Annotated in this window: 14 protein-coding genes; 5 read left to right on the forward strand and 9 right to left on the reverse strand. The window is 71.4% G+C overall.

Annotation, left to right across the window (positions count from 1 at the left end; all coding sequences use genetic code 11):
- Positions 1-23: 23 nt before the first annotated feature.
- Together ACIQ9E_RS05720 and ACIQ9E_RS05725 are read left to right on the forward strand one after the other, a co-directional pair.
- Entirely contained in the window at positions 24-578 is a 555-nt protein-coding gene (locus ACIQ9E_RS05720) for a peroxiredoxin (RefSeq protein ID WP_006346875.1), read from the forward strand.
- Between the two features lie 3 nt (positions 579-581).
- Positions 582-1,118, forward strand: coding sequence for an alkyl hydroperoxide reductase (locus ACIQ9E_RS05725; RefSeq protein ID WP_366254926.1), 537 nt, complete (start codon positions 582-584; stop codon positions 1,116-1,118).
- A gap of 85 nt (positions 1,119-1,203) precedes the next feature.
- Here ACIQ9E_RS05725 and ACIQ9E_RS05730 read toward each other — a convergent pair whose 3' ends face one another.
- The 5 genes from ACIQ9E_RS05730 to ACIQ9E_RS05750 form a co-directional block, all read right to left on the reverse strand.
- The gene (locus tag ACIQ9E_RS05730; protein ID WP_403702422.1) at positions 1,204-2,016 is read right to left on the reverse strand and encodes a hypothetical protein; all 813 of its coding nucleotides are present in this window, start codon (positions 2,014-2,016) and stop codon (positions 1,204-1,206) included.
- On the reverse strand, positions 2,013-3,506 hold the full coding sequence (locus ACIQ9E_RS05735; RefSeq protein WP_403702425.1) for an AI-2E family transporter: 1,494 nt from the start codon (positions 3,504-3,506) through the stop codon (positions 2,013-2,015). Before ACIQ9E_RS05735 ends, ACIQ9E_RS05730 begins: the two co-directional genes overlap by 4 nt.
- Before the next feature lie 144 nt (positions 3,507-3,650).
- Positions 3,651-4,343, reverse strand: a complete 693-nt coding sequence (locus ACIQ9E_RS05740) for a transglycosylase SLT domain-containing protein (RefSeq protein ID WP_403702428.1) — start codon at positions 4,341-4,343, stop codon at positions 3,651-3,653.
- Between the two features lie 546 nt (positions 4,344-4,889).
- Entirely contained in the window at positions 4,890-6,215 is a 1,326-nt protein-coding gene (locus tag ACIQ9E_RS05745) for a PhoH family protein (RefSeq protein WP_403702431.1), read from the reverse strand.
- 368 nt (positions 6,216-6,583) lie between these two features.
- Positions 6,584-7,345 (reverse strand): isoprenyl transferase, encoded by a 762-nt coding sequence (locus tag ACIQ9E_RS05750; RefSeq protein ID WP_403702434.1) that lies wholly within the window; start codon positions 7,343-7,345, stop codon positions 6,584-6,586.
- A 245-nt stretch (positions 7,346-7,590) separates the two neighbouring features.
- On the opposite strand from ACIQ9E_RS05750, the gene mgrA reads away from it, so the two are divergent.
- Positions 7,591-8,634, forward strand: coding sequence for an L-glyceraldehyde 3-phosphate reductase (gene mgrA / locus ACIQ9E_RS05755; RefSeq protein WP_403702437.1), 1,044 nt, complete (start codon positions 7,591-7,593; stop codon positions 8,632-8,634).
- A gap of 484 nt (positions 8,635-9,118) precedes the next feature.
- On the opposite strand, the gene ACIQ9E_RS05760 is transcribed toward mgrA, so the two are convergent.
- The 3 genes from ACIQ9E_RS05760 to ACIQ9E_RS05770 form a co-directional block, all read right to left on the reverse strand.
- Positions 9,119-9,469 carry a winged helix-turn-helix transcriptional regulator gene (locus ACIQ9E_RS05760; protein WP_403702439.1) on the reverse strand — a complete coding sequence of 117 codons (351 nt, stop codon included), beginning with the start codon at positions 9,467-9,469 and terminating at the stop codon, positions 9,119-9,121.
- A 362-nt stretch (positions 9,470-9,831) separates the two neighbouring features.
- Positions 9,832-11,454: a DUF2079 domain-containing protein gene (locus tag ACIQ9E_RS05765; protein WP_403702442.1), complete on the reverse strand. Its 1,623-nt coding sequence runs from the start codon at positions 11,452-11,454 to the stop codon at positions 9,832-9,834.
- Positions 11,455-11,622: 168 nt separating this feature from the next.
- The gene (locus ACIQ9E_RS05770) at positions 11,623-12,375 is read right to left on the reverse strand and encodes a prepilin peptidase (protein ID WP_403702445.1); all 753 of its coding nucleotides are present in this window, start codon (positions 12,373-12,375) and stop codon (positions 11,623-11,625) included.
- Positions 12,376-12,452: 77 nt separating this feature from the next.
- Between ACIQ9E_RS05770 and ACIQ9E_RS05775 the strand changes: the two genes are divergently transcribed.
- Positions 12,453-12,887: a DUF192 domain-containing protein gene (locus tag ACIQ9E_RS05775; RefSeq protein WP_403702448.1), complete on the forward strand. Its 435-nt coding sequence runs from the start codon at positions 12,453-12,455 to the stop codon at positions 12,885-12,887.
- A gap of 164 nt (positions 12,888-13,051) precedes the next feature.
- Here ACIQ9E_RS05775 and ACIQ9E_RS05780 read toward each other — a convergent pair whose 3' ends face one another.
- Entirely contained in the window at positions 13,052-15,019 is a 1,968-nt protein-coding gene (locus ACIQ9E_RS05780; protein WP_403702451.1) for a BTAD domain-containing putative transcriptional regulator, read from the reverse strand.
- Between the two features lie 1,067 nt (positions 15,020-16,086).
- Here ACIQ9E_RS05780 and ACIQ9E_RS05785 point away from each other — a divergent pair.
- The gene (locus ACIQ9E_RS05785; protein ID WP_403702453.1) at positions 16,087-17,547 is read left to right on the forward strand and encodes an NDP-hexose 2,3-dehydratase family protein; all 1,461 of its coding nucleotides are present in this window, start codon (positions 16,087-16,089) and stop codon (positions 17,545-17,547) included.
- Positions 17,548-17,617: the final 70 nt, after the last annotated feature.

The following is a 17,617-nucleotide window of genomic DNA, read 5'->3' on the forward strand; positions in this document are numbered from 1 at the left end:
CCTCAGCACCATGGAGTGACACTGTGCTCACTGTCGGCGACCAGTTCCCCACCTTCGAACTGACGGCCTGCGTCTCGCTTGAGAGCGGCAAGGAGTTCGAGGTCATCAACCACAAGTCCTACGAGGGCAAGTGGAAGGTCGTCTTCGCCTGGCCGAAGGACTTCACCTTCGTCTGCCCGACCGAGATCGCCGCCTTCGGCAAGCTGAACGACGAGTTCGCCGACCGCGACGCCCAGGTCCTCGGCTTCTCCGGCGACTCGGAGTTCGTCCACCACGCCTGGCGCAAGGACCACGCCGACCTGCGTGACCTGCCCTTCCCGATGCTGGCCGACTCCAAGCACGAGCTGATGCGCGACCTCGGCATCGAGGGCGCCGACGGTTTCGCCCAGCGCGCCGTCTTCATCGTCGACCCGAACAACGAGATCCAGTTCACGATGGTGACCGCGGGCTCCGTCGGCCGTAACCCGAAGGAGGTCCTCCGGGTCCTCGACGCCCTCCAGACGGACGAGCTGTGCCCGTGCAACTGGACCAAGGGCGAGGACACCCTGGACGCCGCCACCCTGCTGGCCGGTGAGTGACCCGTGTCGCTCGACGCGCTGAAGTCCGCCATACCGGACTACGCCAAGGATCTGAAGCTCAATCTGGGCTCGGTCATCGGCAACAACGACAAGCTCACCCAGCAGCAGCTCTGGGGCACCGTGCTGGCCACCGCGATCGCCTCGCGCAGCCCGATCGTCCTGCGTGAGCTGGAGCCGGAGGCCAAGGCGCAGCTGTCGCCGGAGGCGTACAACGCCGCCAAGGCCGCCGCCGCGATCATGGCGATGAACAACGTCTTCTACCGCACCCGGCACCTGCTCTCCGACCCGGAGTACGGCACGCTCCGCGCCGGCCTGCGGATGAACGTCATCGGCAACCCGGGCGTGGAGAAGGTCGACTTCGAGCTGTGGTCGCTCGCCGTCTCCGCCGTCAACGGCTGCGGCCAGTGCCTCGACTCGCACGAGCAGGTGCTCCGCAAGGCGGGCGTGGACCGCGAGACGGTCCAGGAGGCGTTCAAGATCGCCTCCGTCGTCCAGGCCGTGGGCACCACGCTGGAGTCCGAGGCCGCGCTCGCGGGCTGACCCCGCCGGAACGCGCGGAAGGGCACGTACGACATCCGTCGTACGTGCCCTTTCCCGTGCCCCGCGCCATCGCGGTGCTGCGGAGTCAGGCCCGGCCGCCGCGGAGGCTCTCCAGCAGCGCCCGCGCATCCGCCTCCAGGGCGCCCCGGCTCTCCTCGACTCCCTGCAGGGACGGCGGCGGCGCGTCCTGCTCCCCCGTCCAGTAGGAGTAGACCTGCAGCTCCAGTACGGCCTGCCCGTCGAGGACATGGAGCACCTCGTTCTGGCCCTCGGTCATACGGTACGCACGCTCACCGACCTCCGGCACCGGCTCGGCCTCGATGTGCATCCCCTTCGCCCGGACCAGGATCCGTGCGTCGAACTCGGGGCCCGGATCGGTCTTGCGGTGCAGCGTGTAGCTGATCCGGACCGCGATGCTCAGCTTGCGCTCCGCTCCCGTCGCCGGATCGACGGACGACAGTTCACTGCCGACCGCCGGATTCGGGCCGAGGGTGAGGCTGCATTGCGCCTCGTCCATCGCCGGGTGCGCGAACCTCTCGGGATCCCGCGACGACACCTTGCCGAGGACCGCGGTCAGCTCCTTCATGACGGCCGGTGCGCACAGATCCTCGACCGCGCGGTACGGGCCGGGATCCGGGTCCCCACCGGTCGTGGCCTGGTACGCGAACAGCCCCCCCGCCCAGAGCAGCGAAGCCGCCACCGCTCCCGCGGCGCCCCACTGCCAGGGCCTCAGCGGCAGCCGGTGCTCCACGCGGCCCGACTCCAGCCGCTCGCCGCGGCCGTCGTCCCCGCCGTCGGGCCGCTCGTCCGGGGCGGGGTCCGGGATCCCGGGCGGTCCGGGCAGTACGGGGCCCCGCTCCGGATGGTCGCCGCCGACCAGTTCGGGCTCGGATATCACGCCTGCTCCCCTCCTTCGGCGGCGGCGGGCGCCGCGGCGATTCCTGGTGCCGCCGCGGGCTCACCGGCCCCGGTGGACGCCTCGGCACCGGACCCGGTCGGGGGCTCCGCCGCCCTCGGGGCCGGTAGCGGCCGTGGGGCGGGGACGGTCCCGGCGGGCGGCGGGGCCGTACAGCCCGGCGGCTGCTCCTTGCCGTACGCCCGCAGATAGCCGACGACCGTATTGCCCACGGCCACCAGCGGAACCGCCACCACCGCGCCGCCGATTCCGGCCGTGAGCCCGCCGACCGCCACCGAGAGGACGACGGCCAGCGGATGCACCCGTACCGCACGGCCCAGGATGAACGGCTGGAGCACATGGCCTTCGATCTGCTGGACCGTGAGCACCACGCCGAGCACCAGCAGCGCGGTCAGCGGCCCATGGGTGACCAGCGCCACGACCACGGCCAGCGCCCCCGAGATGACCGCGCCGACGAGCGGGATGAAGGCGAACAGGAAGATGAACACGGCGAGCGGTACGGCCATCGGCACATCGAGGACATAGATCCCGAGCCCGATGAAGATGGCGTCGATCAGGGCCACCAGCACCGTGCCCCGCACATAGGCGGTCAGGGTCCGCCAGGCCCGCGGACCGGCCCCGGCGACGCCCTCCCTGGCCTGAGCCGGCACCAGCTTCAGTGTCCAGCGCCAGATCCGGTCCCCGTCGTACAGCAGGAAGAGCGTGGAGAACATCGCCAGCAGAATGCCGGTGAGGATCTCCACCATCACGGTCACCCCCTGGAGCCCGGCGGAGGTGATCTCCTGCGTGTTGTTCCCGATCGCCTGGCTGAAGTTGTCGGCGATATCGTTGATCTGGCCCTCGGTGACATGGAAGGGGCTGTCCAGCAGCCGGCGCTTCCCCTCCTCGATACCGTCCCTGACCTTCTCGGAGAGGGTGTCGAGGTTCTCCATCACCTGCCAGACGACAAACCAGCCGACCAGGCTGATGACGACGAAGCCGACGACGACGGTGACCGCGGTGGCGAGACCGCGCGGCATCCCCCACCGCTTCAGCCGGGCGACGGTCGGCTGAAGGAGGGCCGTGATCAGCAGGGAGGCGACGAAGGACAGCATCACCAGCTGCACCGCACTGATGATCTTCATCAGCACCCAGAACACCCCGGCGAGGACCAGCAGCCGCCAGCCCGCCTCGGCGGCGACCCGGATCCCCCAGGGGATGGCGGACGTCGGATCGGGCCTCGGCGCGGCGGCGGGGGCGTAGACGGGCGGCGGGGGCACGGTCACCGCGCCCCCGGACGCCTCGCCGGAGCCGCCGGAGGCCGCGGCAGGTCCGGCGGTCTCCGCGGACCGCTCCGGACTCCCGTACCCGCCGGAGGACTTGTCGCTCCGGCCCCCCTCGTCGTCGGCCGCGGCCCGCCGCTCCTGCAACAGTTCGGCGGCCCGGCCGAGCCCGGCCGCGGCACCCGCCAGCCACCCCGGAAACCGTGACATGACGTTTCCCCTGCCCCCCATGCTCTCCCCCAGTCGCCCGGTGCTCCGGGACCGACGACGCTACAACAACACGGAACCCCTCACCGTAGGGACGGTGAGGGGTTCCGTGAAGTTGAGCGGCGGACCGGGGATCCCGGGCAGACCTCAGTACCAGCGGTTCTCCTGCCAGAAGCCCCAGGCTCCGCACGGGCTGCCGTAGCGGTCGTTCATATAGTTCAGACCCCATTTGATCTGGGTGGCCGGGTTGGTGCGCCAGTCGGCACCGGCCGTCGCCATCTTGGTGGCGGGGTACGCCTGGACCAGACCGTACGCGCCCGAGGACGGGTTCGTCGCGGTGTAGCGCCAGCCCGACTCCTTCGTCACGATGCTGCTGAAGCACTGGAAGTCGCCGGCCGACATCATCTGCCGGGCGATGTCCTTGACCTCGGCGATGGAGTACGAGGCCTTGGCCGTGAAGCTGGAGGCGTCGCGGGCCTTGCTGCGCTCGGCGCGCTCCTTGGCCTCCTCGCGCTCCTTCTTCGCCTTGGCTTCGGCGGCGGCCTTCTTGTCCTTGGCGGCCTTGGCCGCGGCGATCCGCGCGGACTCCTCGGCCGACTTCCTGGCCGTGGTTTCGGCGGCGGCGGCCTGGGCGCCGGCCTGCTCGGCCAGTACGACCGCCTGCACCTGGGCCTGTTCGCCCGAGGGGACGTCCGCGAGGAGGGTCGTCGCGTCGGACGCGGCCGTCTCCACGGTGTCCGAGGACTGGGGGTTGCCCGAGGCAACGCCGACAACGGCTCCGACGGTGGTGACCGCGGTGGCGGACGCCACCGCGAATCCCCGGACCGAGATCCGGCTCACACGGTTTCCTTCCAGCATCACCCGCACAGGTGACCCCGCGGGCGAATCGTGCCCCTGGCGCTGGCCTCCACTGAAATACAGGTCACGGGAGGCGCTGGCCCGCGGTCAACTCCCGTCGTGGGAGTGGCCGGTGATGCTTTCCGGGCGGCACACGACGGTCGGTTGTGGAGTTGTGGGAGTGGCGCGGGGCACCACAGGTGTCCATGGGTGTCGTGTGCGGGGCCTGACGGAAGCAAGACTCTGCCGGAACCCGGACCGCAAGGCAATTCCCGGTTGCGTGGGAAAGCTCACATGGCCTACGCGCCGGTTTTTCGGTCGAACGCGGATACGGAACGGCGCCGTCCCGCTAGGCTCTTGCGCCTTTGGCGGGACGGCGCCGTAAAGGACCGTAAAGCTCCCCAAGCCCATCGAAGAGCTGGAAAAGTCCTCAAGAGTCCTCAAGAGTCATGGAGAATCCCGAAGGCCCCTTAAGCCTCCTCAACTCTCCTCAAGGGTCCTTGACTGCCCTCATTCGGGCATCGAGGGAGGGCAGGGGCTGCCGGCGGGTCAGATATGTCCGTCCTCCAGCATTTCGGTCACCAGTGCGGCGATCTGGGAGCGTTCCGAGCGGGTGAGGGTGACATGGGCGAAGAGCGGATGGCCCTTCAGCTTCTCGACCACGGCGACCACTCCGTCGTACCGGCCGACCCGCAGATTGTCCCGCTGGGCCACATCGTGGGTGAGGACCACCCGGGAGTTGGCGCCGATCCGGGACAACACGGTGAGCAGGACGTTCCGCTCCAGCGACTGGGCCTCGTCGACGATGACGAAGGCGTCGTGGAGGGAGCGGCCCCGGATATGGGTGAGCGGCAGCACCTCCAGCATCCCGCGGCCGAGGACCTCCTCGATGACCTCCCGTCCGGCGACCGCGGACAGTGTGTCGAAGACGGCCTGGGCCCAGGGGTTCATCTTCTCGGCCTCGGTACCGGGGAGATAGCCCAGTTCCTGGCCGCCGACCGCGTACAGCGGGCGGAAGACCATCACCTTCTGGTGCTGCCGGCGCTCCAGGACGGCTTCGAGGCCGGCGCAGAGCGCGAGCGCCGATTTGCCGGTGCCCGCCCGTCCGCCGAGGGAGACGATGCCGACCTCGGGGTCGAGCAGCAGATCGAGGGCGATCCGCTGTTCGGCGCTGCGGCCGTGGATGCCGAAGGCCTCGCGGTCGCCGCGGACCAGCCGGACGGTCCCCTCGGGGGTGACCCGGCCCAGGGCCCGGCCGCGCTCGGACTGGAGCACCAGCCCGGTGTGGACGGGCAGCTCGGCGGCCTCGGGGACATGGACGCTCTCCCCGCCCCCGTAGAGCAGATCCACCTGGTCGGCGGGGAGGGAGAGTTCGGCCATTCCGGTCCAGCCGGAGTCCGTGATGGCGAGTTCGGCGCGGTACTCCTCGGCGAGCAGCCCGACCGACGACGCTTTGATCCGCAGGGGCAGATCCTTGGAGACGACGGTGACGTCGTACCCCTCGGCCTGGAGGTTTCTCGCCACCGCGAGGATCCGGGAGTCGTTGTCGCCCAGCCGGTAGCCGGCCGGGAGGATTCCCGGGTCGGAGTGGTTCAGCTCGACCCTGAGGGTGCCGCCGAGGCTGCCGAGCGGCAGCGGGGCGTCGAGCCTGCCGTACCGGATGCGGAACTCGTCCAGCAGGCGCAGGGCCTGCCGGGCGAAGTAGCCCAGCTCCGGATGGTGCCGTTTGGCCTCCAGCTCGGCGATGACCACGATCGGGAGCACGACTTCGTGTTCCTCGAAGCGGGTCGGGGCGTTCGGGTCGGCCAGCAGGACGCTGGTGTCGAGAACGTACGTGCGCCGGTCGGGCATGCGGCGCTTAGTGTTGCTGTTCACCACGGAAGGACGTACCCCCTCGGAAGAGGTCGACGGAGCGGTGCCGTCGCGGGCCAGGATCCGCCCGCCACTGACGGCGGGGGACCGGCCCCGCCGTCAGGCGGGGAGAAGAGCCGGGCTGCGGGCCGCAGTGCACGGGCCGAGCTCCGGCCCTCCGCGTGGTCCGCACCGCTGGTGCGTGCCTTCGTGTGCAAAGGGCCTCCCGGGCGGGCGGCCGGAGCCGCCCACGGAGTCCGGCGCCCGAGGACCGGACGCCGACCTGCTGGGAATATGCCCTGGATCATGCGCGGCCATGCCCCGGCCGGGGGCGGCGGATGGCCGAACAGTGGGTGAAGGAAGCGGAAAGCTCCCGGGCGGGAGGAGCGGGGTCAGCCGCCGTAGCGGCGGTGGCGGGCCGCGTAGTCGCGCAGCGCGCGCAGGAAGTCGACCTTGCGGAACGCGGGCCAGAAGACCTCGCAGAAGTAGTACTCCGAGTGGGCGCTCTGCCAGAGCATGAAACCGGAGAGCCGCTGTTCGCCGCTGGTGCGGATGACCAGATCGGGGTCGGGCTGGCCGCGGGTGTAGAGGTGCTCGGAGATCAGGTCGATATCGACGATCTCCGCCAGCTCCTCGAAGCTGGTGCCCTTCTCGGCGTGCTCGTGCAGCAGGGAGCGGACCGCGTCCGCGATCTCCTGGCGGCCGCCGTAGCCGACGGCGACGTTGACGAGTATGCCGGTGTGGTCCGCGGTGGCCTGTTCGGCCTCCTTGAGCACGGTCTGGGTACGGCCGGGCAGCAGATCGAGGGTGCCGACGTGGTGGACGCGCCAGCGGCCGTCGGCCGCGAGATCGCGGACGGACTGCTCGATGATGCCGAGGAGCGGGGTCAGCTCTTCCTCGGGCCGGTCGAAGTTGTCGGTGGAGAGCATCCAGAGGGTGACGACCTCGACATCGGTCTCGGCGCACCAGCCGAGCAGTTCGAGGATCTTGCTGGCGCCCGCCTGGTGGCCCTGGGCGGCGGTGCCGCCGGAGGCCTTCGCCCAGCGGCGGTTGCCGTCGAGGATGACTCCGATGTGTTTGGGCACCTGGGCGTGGTCGAGTCGGCCTTCCACCCGGCGTGCGTAGAGCCTGTACACCAGGTCCCGCAAGTTCACAGAGTCCACCTCTCGGTCCGATCGGGCTCACGACGCCCCGGTCCGGGGCTCGGCGGACCTGGGGGTGTGGGGGACCGCGGGGCTGCCCCGGGTCCGTACGGGCGACGCGCACCGGCCCCGGTCCCCACCCGTACGGTGCACACCGTCCGGGCCGTGCGGCGAATCCCTTGAAGGCGCCACAGTACTGCGCACGGGCCACCCGGGCCCAACCCGGTCTGTCACAAGTCCGTGATAAGGAGGGATACGTGACTGATTCCTCCGCTTACCTCGCCGTCCCCGACCGCTACGACGCCATGGAGTACCGCCGTACCGGCCGCTCCGGGCTGAAACTGCCCGCCGTCTCGCTGGGCCTGTGGCACAACTTCGGCGACGACCGCGCGCTGGACACCCAGCGGGCGATCCTGCGCCGCGCCTTCGATCTGGGCGTCACCCACTTCGACCTGGCGAACAACTACGGGCCGCCGCCCGGCTCGGCCGAGCTGAACTTCGGGAAGCTCTTCGCCCAGGATTTCTCGGCCTACCGGGACGAACTTATTATTTCCACCAAAGCGGGATATTTGATGCATCCCGGGCCGTACGGTGAGTGGGGTTCCCGGAAGTACCTGCTGTCGTCGCTGGACGCGTCCCTGAAGCGGATGGGCCTGGAGTACGTCGACATCTTCTACTCGCACCGCTTCGACCCGGAGACTCCGCTGGAGGAGACGATGGGCGCGCTGGCGTCCGCGGTGCGGCAGGGGAAGGCGCTGTACGCGGGTGTCTCCTCGTACAACGCCGAGCAGACGGCCGAGGCGGCGCGGCTGCTGAAGGAGATGGGCGTCCCGGCCCTGATCCACCAGCCGTCCTACTCGATGATCAACCGGTGGATCGAGGACGACGGGCTGCTCGACACGCTGGAGACGGCGGGTATGGGCTGCATCGCGTTCGTACCGCTCGCCCAGGGGCTGCTGACCGGGAAGTATCTGAAGGGCATCCCGGAGGGTTCGCGGGCCACTCAGGGCAAGTCGCTGGACCCGGGGCTGCTCTCCGACGAGGTCGTCCGGCGGCTGAGCGGGCTGAACGAGATCGCGGCCGGCCGGGGCCAGTCGCTGGCGCAGCTGGCGCTGAGCTGGGTGCTGCGGGATCCGCGGATGACGTCGGCGCTGATCGGCGCGTCCAGCGTGGCGCAGGTGGAGGAGAACGTCGCCGCGCTCTCCTCGCCCCCGCTGACGGCCGAGGAGCTGACGGAGATCGACGCCTTCGCGGTGGACACCGCGGGGACGAACATCTGGGCCGGGCGCGGTCTGGGCTGAGCCCGGTCCCCCGCGGGGCGGCGGGGGCGGTACGGCCGTGCCGCCCTGCGGCTCTCCCCCCTGCGGCTGCGTCCGGGCGGCTCTGCGTCCGGGCGGCTCGGTGCCTCTGCTGCTCTGCGGGCGGAAGGGCGTCGCCCCGTTCCGCACCGGCCCGGAAAAGAAACCGGGCCGGTCCGTGGGGGGGGATACGGACCGGCCCGAGGGGGGGTTTCCACCATAACGCGTGACCGCCGCCGAAGGACGCACCCGGGGGCCGCCGGGGTGTCGCCCGCGGGGCCGGACGACGGCGGACGGCGGGGCGCACGCGGGCGCGGGCCCGGGATTCCGGGGTTCTCCCCCGGAAAAGCGGTGGTGCGGGGCCTTCGGGGGCTCCGGCGGGCATCCCCCGAAGGGGGAGGCCCGAAGGGGCGCCGGGTTGACGCCGGGGGGCGGCAGGGGCGGCTGGGGCGGGCGAGCCCGGCGAGATCCGAAAGAGGCGGACGGCCTACACCGCACCGGTCCTGCGGGCGACGACCTCGTCCATATAGGTCTTGCTCCATACGCCGAGCGGCTCCAGCGCCTTGTTCAGCGCCTCGCCCAGCGGAGTGAGGGAGTACTCCACCCGCGGCGGCACCTCCGCGTACACCTCGCGGTGGACCACTCCGTCCGATTCCAGCTCCCGCAACTGCTGGATCAGCACCTTCTCGCTGATCCCGGTCAGCGCCCGCCTCATCCCGCCGAAGCGGACCGCGCCGTGGACGTGCAGCTCCCAGAGGATCAGTGCCTTCCATTTGCCGCCGACGACATCGACGGCGGCGTCGAGACCACATGCGTAGTGGGATTTTCGTACGGTCACGGGCAACTCCTCGTCCGGCCTGACGGCGGATCAACGGGTGTACGGGAGCGGGGATATGCGGTGCGTCCGGTCGGCGCACCCCCGCGCAGACCACGTCCCCTCAACGATGAAGGGCACCGCCCTCATTCCGGACCGGCACCGGACCGGGCCGGTTCCCGTTGCCGTGCCCTGTGCCCTGTGCCCCGCACCCTGTACCGGCTGCCGGCCGGGCCGCCGGGGCCCGGCCGGTCAGCCGTGGGCGCCGGGGGGCCGGGGCGGGCCCAGGGACCGGCACCGGACCGGGCCGGTTCCCGTTGCCGTGCCCTGTGCCCTGTGCCCCGCACCCTGTACCGGCTGCCGGCCGGGCCGCCGGGGCCGGCCGGTCAGCCGTGGGCGCCGGGGGGCCGGGGCGGGCCCATCCGCAGCAGTGTGATGCCGTCGCGCTCGGCGACCTTCCGGTAGCCGTACACCCGCTGGGCCCGCTCCAGCTCGGCCGCCTGCTGTTCCGGCGGATAGGGCCAGTGGCCCGCGTGGTAGGGCCAGGCGGGCGGTGCGTGGCGGTCGTGGACGATCCACTCGGCGGTGGGGCGCGGCAGCCGGTCCCGCGCGTACTCGTACAACCGCGCGCGCACCGGGAAGGACGGGAAGAGGACGACCTCGGTCCGGGAGGTGAGCTGCGGTACGAGCCGGTTGGTGGCGGCGACCGTGGCACCGTCCGGGATCCTCGCGAGCACCGCGCGCGCCGCGGCGACGTGCTCGCCGGTGCGCCAGGTGGCGCGCTGGGCCAGCTGGGCGAGGGGAAAGCTGGGCAGCATGACGGCGGTCACGGCGAGCGCGGTGACCAGGGAGGCCCGGATATGACGGGCGGCGGGCGACCGCGCTCCGGAGCCGGGGCCGGTGGTGCCGGGACCGGTGGCGGCGGGGCCGGTGGTGCGCCAGTGGCGGAGTGTGTCGATCAGCCCGGCGGTGACGATCGGCATCAGCACGGCGCTGTAGTGGAACGACGTACCCCAGTGGAAGGCGTTCTGGGACAGCATCCGCCAGGCGAGGGTGGGCAGGGCGAGCAGGGCGAGCGGGGAGCGCAGGGCAAGCAGGGCGGAGGGCGCGAAGACGAGGACCAGGGTCATCGCCTTGATATCCGGGCGCAGGGCGTCCAGCGGGGCGAAGAGGATCGTGGTGAGGAGGGAGCCGTGGGCGCCGTCGCCGAGGTTCTCGCCATGGGCGTAGCCGCCCGCCGGGTTGAACGCGGGCAGCAGGAGTCTGATCTCGACGGCGCTGGCCGCGAGTCCGGCGGCGGCGGTGAGCAGACCGAGCCGCCGGGGCCCCTGCCACACGAGGTACGCGCCGACGGCGGCGAGGGTCAGTCCGAGATCCTCCTTGACGAGGACGAGCGGCGCCGCCCAGAGTACGGCCGCTCTCCAGCGGCGGCGCCCGAGGGCGGTGACGGCGGCAGAGACCAGGGGTACGGCGAGGGCGACTTCATGGAAGTCGAAGGCGACGGCGGACGCGATGCCCCAGCTGAGCCCGTACACCAGCGCGACGGCATGGGCGGCACGGCGGCCCAGGACCTCGGCCGCCCAGCCCGCGAGCGGGACGACGGCGACGGCGAGCAGCGCGGCCTGGGCGAGCAGCAGGGTCAGCGGGCCGGGCCAGATCCGGTACAGGGGGGCGAGGACGGCGATGGCGGGGTGGAAGTGGTCGCCGAGGAGGTTGAAGTCCTCGCCGCGCAAGGGGACGACGGGCGGGCGCAGTTGGGCGTAGGCGCGGACGGCCTGCTCGAAGATCCCCAGGTCGTAACCGGTGGTGCGGATGAGCAGATGGCGGCGTACGGACACGGTCGCGTAGAGCGCGAAGAGCCCGGCGGCCCAGGCCCAGGGGAGCAGCGCGGTGGGGAGACGGGCGGCGGGGCGCGGTCCCGGCTCCGGCGCGACTGCGGGCGCGGAGCCGGAGGTGCGGGGACGCAGCACTCCGCGCCACGCTGCCGTGTTGTCAGAGAATGTCCGCATAGATGCGGATGCTAGACGGGGTTGACGGTCGGGTTCGTACCGACAGGGGCGTGTTTCCCAAGCGTGCACATCGAGTGCGGCCCGCAGCCGGTACAGGGGTACGGGGGTACGAGGCGGCCGCCCCGCACCGGCTGATGCGGCCGGAGCCGGGCGTTCGGGGCCGGGCGTTCAGGCGGGAGCGGAGATCGCCCCGGCGACCAGGCCCGTGAACGCCCCCGCCATCATGAACGGCCCGAAGGGGATCGCGTCCCGGCGCCCGGCGCGCCCGCGGATCATCAGCCACACTCCGTACCCGGATCCGAACAGGAATCCGGCGAAGGCACCCGTCAGCAGGGCCGGCCAGCCGTACCAGCCGAGGACGGTGCCGAGGCAGAGCGCGAGCTTCACATCGCCGAAGCCGAGGCCGCCGGGGTGGAGCAGGAACAGGCCGAGGTAGGCGGCGCCGAGCGCGAGCCCGCCGAGTGCCGCAGTGGTCCAGGAGCCCGCCGCGCCCGGCAGTGCCGCCGCGGCGCCGAGCAGCGCGGCGGCCACGGCGGCGAGCGGCAGCGTCAGTTGGTCGGGCAGCCGGTGGACTCGGAGGTCCACCAGCGCCAGCACCAGTGCGAAGGGCACCAGCAGCAGCCACACGGCCAGTTCGGGGCGGGGGCCGGTGGCGGCGGCCAGCGCCGCGCAGACGGCGGCGCCCGCCCCGGCGGGAACGGCCGCCGCCCGCCCGGTTCCGCACTCCACCGCGCCTGGTCCGGATCCGCAGCCGGGCCCGCCGACCCAGCCGCGCGCCGGGCCGGCGAAGGGGTGCCCGGCCGGGCAGACGGCCCGCCACGCCTCGTCCGGTTCGACGGCGAGCCGGTACACGGCCCGGGGGACCAGCAGTCCGCTGCCCGCGCCCCACAGGGCGGCTACGGCGATCAGGGTGACGTACACGGCTCAGAGGGTAGGACGCGGGAGCGGACCGCAGCGGGCGGTTGACCGTATGTCCCCGGCCGCTACGGTCGTCCGTCATGGGAAGAGTGCGGCGGGAACGGCAACGGCGGTGGTGGTGGCAGCGGCGGCGGCTGCGGTGCGGACCGGGGACCCTGCGCATCGCGGGCCGCCGGGCGGCGGACGGCGGGCCCGGGGCCGGTCCGGGGATCCCGCTGGAGATCGCCGCCTCGTACGGAACGCGCCGCCGGGGACTTCTCGGCCGGGACGGCGTCACCGGTGCGATGCTGCTGACCCCGTGCAATGCCGTGCACACCCTGGGGATGCGGTTCGCCGTCGATGTGGCCTATCTGGACGCGGAGTTCCGGGTCATCGCCCGGCACACCCTGCCGCCCCGGCGTCTCGCGCTGCCCCGGCCCCGGGCCCGCCATGTGCTGGAGGCGGCGGCGGGGGCGATGGAGGAGTGGGGAGTGCGGCCGGGAGTACGGCTGGTGGTGGAGGAGCGAGCCCGGTGACCCGGATCGGATGATCGCCGTCGGGGTGGTGGACTCGGGTGGGGTGCACTTCGGCGGGGTGGTCTCCGGCGGTGTCGGCATCGGGTCCTGCCCGTTCGCCGGCGGATCACCGCCGAAGCACGCGACCGGAGCGGCCGGGAGGACCGGGCCGGATGACCGGAGCGTTACGTTCCCGGGCGGTTGACACCCACGGGCTCCCCCACCGGGGCTCGTCCCCGCTCGCGCCAGAGCCCGTCGCTGGAGAGGGTGTCCAGCAGCCGCTCGCGGGCGTACACCCAGGTCAGCTCGGGGAAGGCGTAGTGGGCGGAATCGTTCTCCCAGCGGACGATGTCGATCAGGTGGCTGTCGACGAAACTCTGGAGCAGGCGTTCCACGGTACGGCTGTCGCTGCCGAGGAGTTCCACGACGGACTCGGCGGTGAACTGCTCCGGCGGAAGGATGCTCAGCAGCCGGAAGACGCTCCGCTCCACCCGGCCGAGCCGCTCGTAGCTGAAGTCGTACCGGGACCGTACATCCAGTTCGCCCAGCCGCAGATCGTCCAGCAGCTTCTCGGAACAGGCCAGTTGCAGGACCAGGCTCGACAGGGTGAGCCCCGGGCTGCCGCTCAGCCGGCCGCCGATGCACCGGACCGCCAGGGGCAGACCGCCGACGGTCGCGACCAGTTGTTTGGCGGCACGGCTCTCCCGCTTGACCCGGGCGGCTCCGATGATGCGGGAGAGCAGTTCGCTGCCCTCCGCCGTGTCCATGGCGTCGAGGTTGATGTTCCAGGCGCCGCCCAGGCCGTGCAGCCGCCGCCGGTTGGTGATGACGACGGCGCAGTGCGGATCGCCGGGGAGCAGCGGGCGGATATCGGCCAGTGACGACGCGTCGTCCAGCAGGATCAGCAGCCGCCGGCCGACCGTGGTGGACCGGAAGAGCTTGGAGCGTTCCTCCAGATCGGGGGGGATTTCACATTCGGCGACCCCCAGGGCCCGCAGAAATCCGTGCAGCACTTCCGAGGGGTCCCGGCCGGTGCCCATGGAGTCGCACAGATCCGCGTAGAGCTGTCCGTCCTCGAAGAACGGCCGGACGGTGTGGGACATATGCACCGCGAGGGCGGTCTTCCCCACTCCCGGCATACCGCTGATGACCACGACGGCGGTGGCGGTACGGGGGTTCTCGCACTCCTCGTCCCGGGCCAGGACGGCCGGGGCCCGGTCGATGAGGGACCGGCGTCCGGTGAAGTCGGTCAGGTCCGCGGGGAGTTGCGCCGGGACGGGTCTGCTCGGGGCGGCGGGCCCGGGTGGCGCGGGCACGGCGGGCGGCGCCGTCTCGCGGGGCGCGGAACGGGCGGCGGCGGCCCGGAGGGGCTCGGCCAGGACGGGCCGGCGCTGTTCGTACGGCGCCCCGACCGTGGCCTCCGACAGCAGCGCCTGGTGGAGCGCCCGGAGTTCCTGCCCCGGTTCGAGACCGAGATTGTCGATCATGCTGCGCCGCAGTACCTGGTAGACCTCCAGCGCCTCGTGGCGCCGTCCGGAGCGGTGGAGCGCGATCATCAGCGCGGCGTGCACGTTCTCGTGGAGGGGGCGGCTGAGCACGAGGGACTTCAGTTCGCTGATCAGCTCCTGATGGCGCCCCAGCTGGAGATCGGCTTCGATTCTGAGGTTCAGGGTGCGCTCCCGCAGCTCCTCCAGCCGCGTCACATAGGACGACAGCAGGCCGCCCGGAACGACATCGACCAGTGCGGAACCCCGCCAGAGCGCCAGCGACCGCTGAAGGACCTCGGCGGCTCCCGCCGCGTCCCCCTTCTTCAGGAGCAGCCTGCCCTCTTCGGCTTCCACTTCGAATCGGTGGAGATCGGTGCAGGAATCGGGAATGGCCAGGGTGTACCCCCCGGGCCGGGTGAGGAGAATCTCGTCAGAATGGCGTGCCGTGAGGATTTTCCGGAGCTTGTAGATATACGTCTGGAGGGTGGTCATCGCACTCGCGGGAGGGGCGCTCTCCCAGAGTTCGTCAATAAGCTCGGAGGTCCGTACCAGAGTGTTTCGCCGCATCAGCAGAAGGGCAATCACTTGACGCGGCTTGGGTGCCGTGGGTACCACATTGCGCTGACCATCGAGTATTTCTAACGGTCCAAGTATCCGGAAGTCCATCTCACGTCCCCCGCCAGTGACGTCGCATTTTTGCAAGAGATTTCCCCTTCCTTTGTACCAGTTAAACCTTTCCACTGCGACAGGACAAGGTTCATTCAACCCTTCCGGCGCACACTTCGCGCCACAAACCACAACCCCCGACCATTGGGCAATCCGGGTTCATTCGGACACGTAAAACGGAACGAGATCATCCAGATAATATTCGTCCGGACGGCGGACCAAAGCATTCCGAACCATGCTTCAATCTTCAATTGACAGCACACGGAAATCTTCCGGTTACTTTCAGCGAAAATAGCCGCCGGGGGAACACACCGGCCGGAAACCGCGGGCGGACGGGGGCACGGGCGGCGCCGGGCGGCGGGAGGGCGGAGGCCGCAACGCGAGTGCGCATCCGGGCCGGACCGTCCTTCCCTGCCGCCGGGGTCCGGTGGCGTACATCCCTCCCCCGGCGGACCGCACCGCGGACGGCCGGTCCGCCCCGCTCACCGCGGGGCTGCCGCCCGGCGGTGCCGGGGCACGGACCGCGGCGGCACCGGAGCGCCGGCGTCCCCGCCCGGACTCTCCGCGGTCCCGGCTCGATATGGCGGGAACTGCACGCTCCGTGCGCTCACCCCGGGCCGGCCGACTGCCTTCCATGTGCTTCACGCTCCGCTGTCCTATGACGGCGACTGTGCCCGAGGGGGACACCGTCGCGTGGGGTCGCCATCCTCATAACCATCGGAGCCGGTCCTCGAAGAACGGTCGAACCCGGCTCCGGATTCCATCTGGACGCATGCATTCCGCCGAGCGGCCACCAGGGCTCTCCCAGCAGCGGCTGCGCCACGGGGCGGCGGACCGCCGGGAAACGGACCGGCGGTCCCACCGTGTCCGGGGAGGTTCAGGGAGATTCGAGGTCCCTGCGGGCTGCCCGCACTGTACTGAACCCTGCGCACCGAACCGTGCGCGCGGTCGACGGCCGCCTCCACCACAACTCCCGGCGTCGCCCGCACGTCCCGCCCTGCCCGACACCGCCGACGCGGAGGACCGCCGAGGGCCTCCCTGTCCGTCCCGGCACCGAGGAGCCCCTGGTGTACCGATCCGCCCCGCCTTCCCCGTCCCCGCCCACGTCCCGTGCCTTCCCGGCCCGGCTCCTGAGGTCGGCCCTCACCGAGGAGAGCCGGGTCCCTCAGCCGGACTCGTTCGCCGCCTGGTTCGCCGCCGCCCGCGAGCGGTCGGGTCTCCGGGTCGACCGGGTGCGGCTGGACGGTCTGCGGGACTGGGACCGGGATCCGCGCACGGGCACCCTGCGGCACCGCAGCGGCGGCTTCTTCAGCATCGGCGGACTGGACGTCCGGTTCCCCTCGGGTCCGGTGCCCCACTGGCAGCAGCCGATCATCCACCAGCCGGAGATCGGCATACTCGGTCTGCTGGCCCGGGAGTTCGACGGGGTGCTGCACTTCCTGATGCAGGCCAAGGTCGAACCGGGGAACCGGAACCACCTCCAGCTCTCCCCCACGGTGCAGGCCACCCGCAGCAACTACCTCCGGCTGCACCAGGGGCGTGCGGTCCCCTATCTGGACTACTTCCGGGACCGATCCCGGCACCGGGTCGTGGCCGATGTCCTCCAGTCCGAACAGGGCGCCTGGTTCTACCGCAAACGGAACCGGAACATCGTCCTCGAAGTCACCGGGGACATCACCGTCGGGGAGGACTTCCGCTGGATGACACTCGGCCAGATCCACCGGCAGCTGGCGGCCGAGGACATCGTCAACATGGACACCCGTACGGCACTGTCCTGCCTCCCGCTGGCCGGTGACGGTGTCAGCGGCGGTGTTCCGGACCCCGGCGACGGCTTCCGGGCCGCCCTGGTCCGCTCGTGCGCCGGGGAGCCGGGCGGTGCGCACCGGATGGACGGACTGCTGAGCTGGATCACCGAGCACCGCGCCCAGGGCGACCTCACCACCGGCCCCGTCCCGCTCAACGAGCTGAGTGAATGGCGCAGTTCGCCGGAGCGGATCTCGCACTCCAGCGGCCGCTTCTTCTCCGTGATCGGGGTCAACGTCTCGGCCGGCACCCGCGAGGTCGGCGGCTGGGCCCAGCCCATGGTCGAGCCGCACGGGACCGGTCTGATCGCCGTGCTGGTGAAGGAGATCGACGGTGTGCTCCACGTCCTGATGCGGGCCGCCGCCGAACCCGGCTACGTCGACGGGGTCGAACTCTCCCCCACCGTCCAGTGCGTCCCGGAGAGCTACGAGGTACTGCCCGGCACGGCCAGGCCGCGCTTCCTCGACGACGTCCTGTCGGCCCGGGAGGACCGGATCAGGTTCTCCTGTCTGCTGTCCGAGGAGGGCGGCCGTTTCCACCACGCCCTGAACCGCTACCTCGTCGTCGAGGCCGACGGCGACGCGGGCTCCCTGGAGGACCGGGACCACCGCTGGCTGACGCTGCACCAGCTCAGCACGCTCCTCCGGCACAGCCACTACCTCAACGTCCAGGCCCGCAGCCTGGTCGCCTGCCTGCACAGCCTGCTGCTCCCGCGGCTCGGCTGAGCCCGGGACCCGGACGGGTGGCGGCGGCCCACCGGAAGCCCGGCGGGCCGCCGCCACCCGTTGTCGTGTC

The organism is Streptomyces sp. NPDC094448, from assembly GCF_044763775.1.
Lineage (GTDB): Bacteria > Actinomycetota > Actinomycetes > Streptomycetales > Streptomycetaceae > Streptomyces.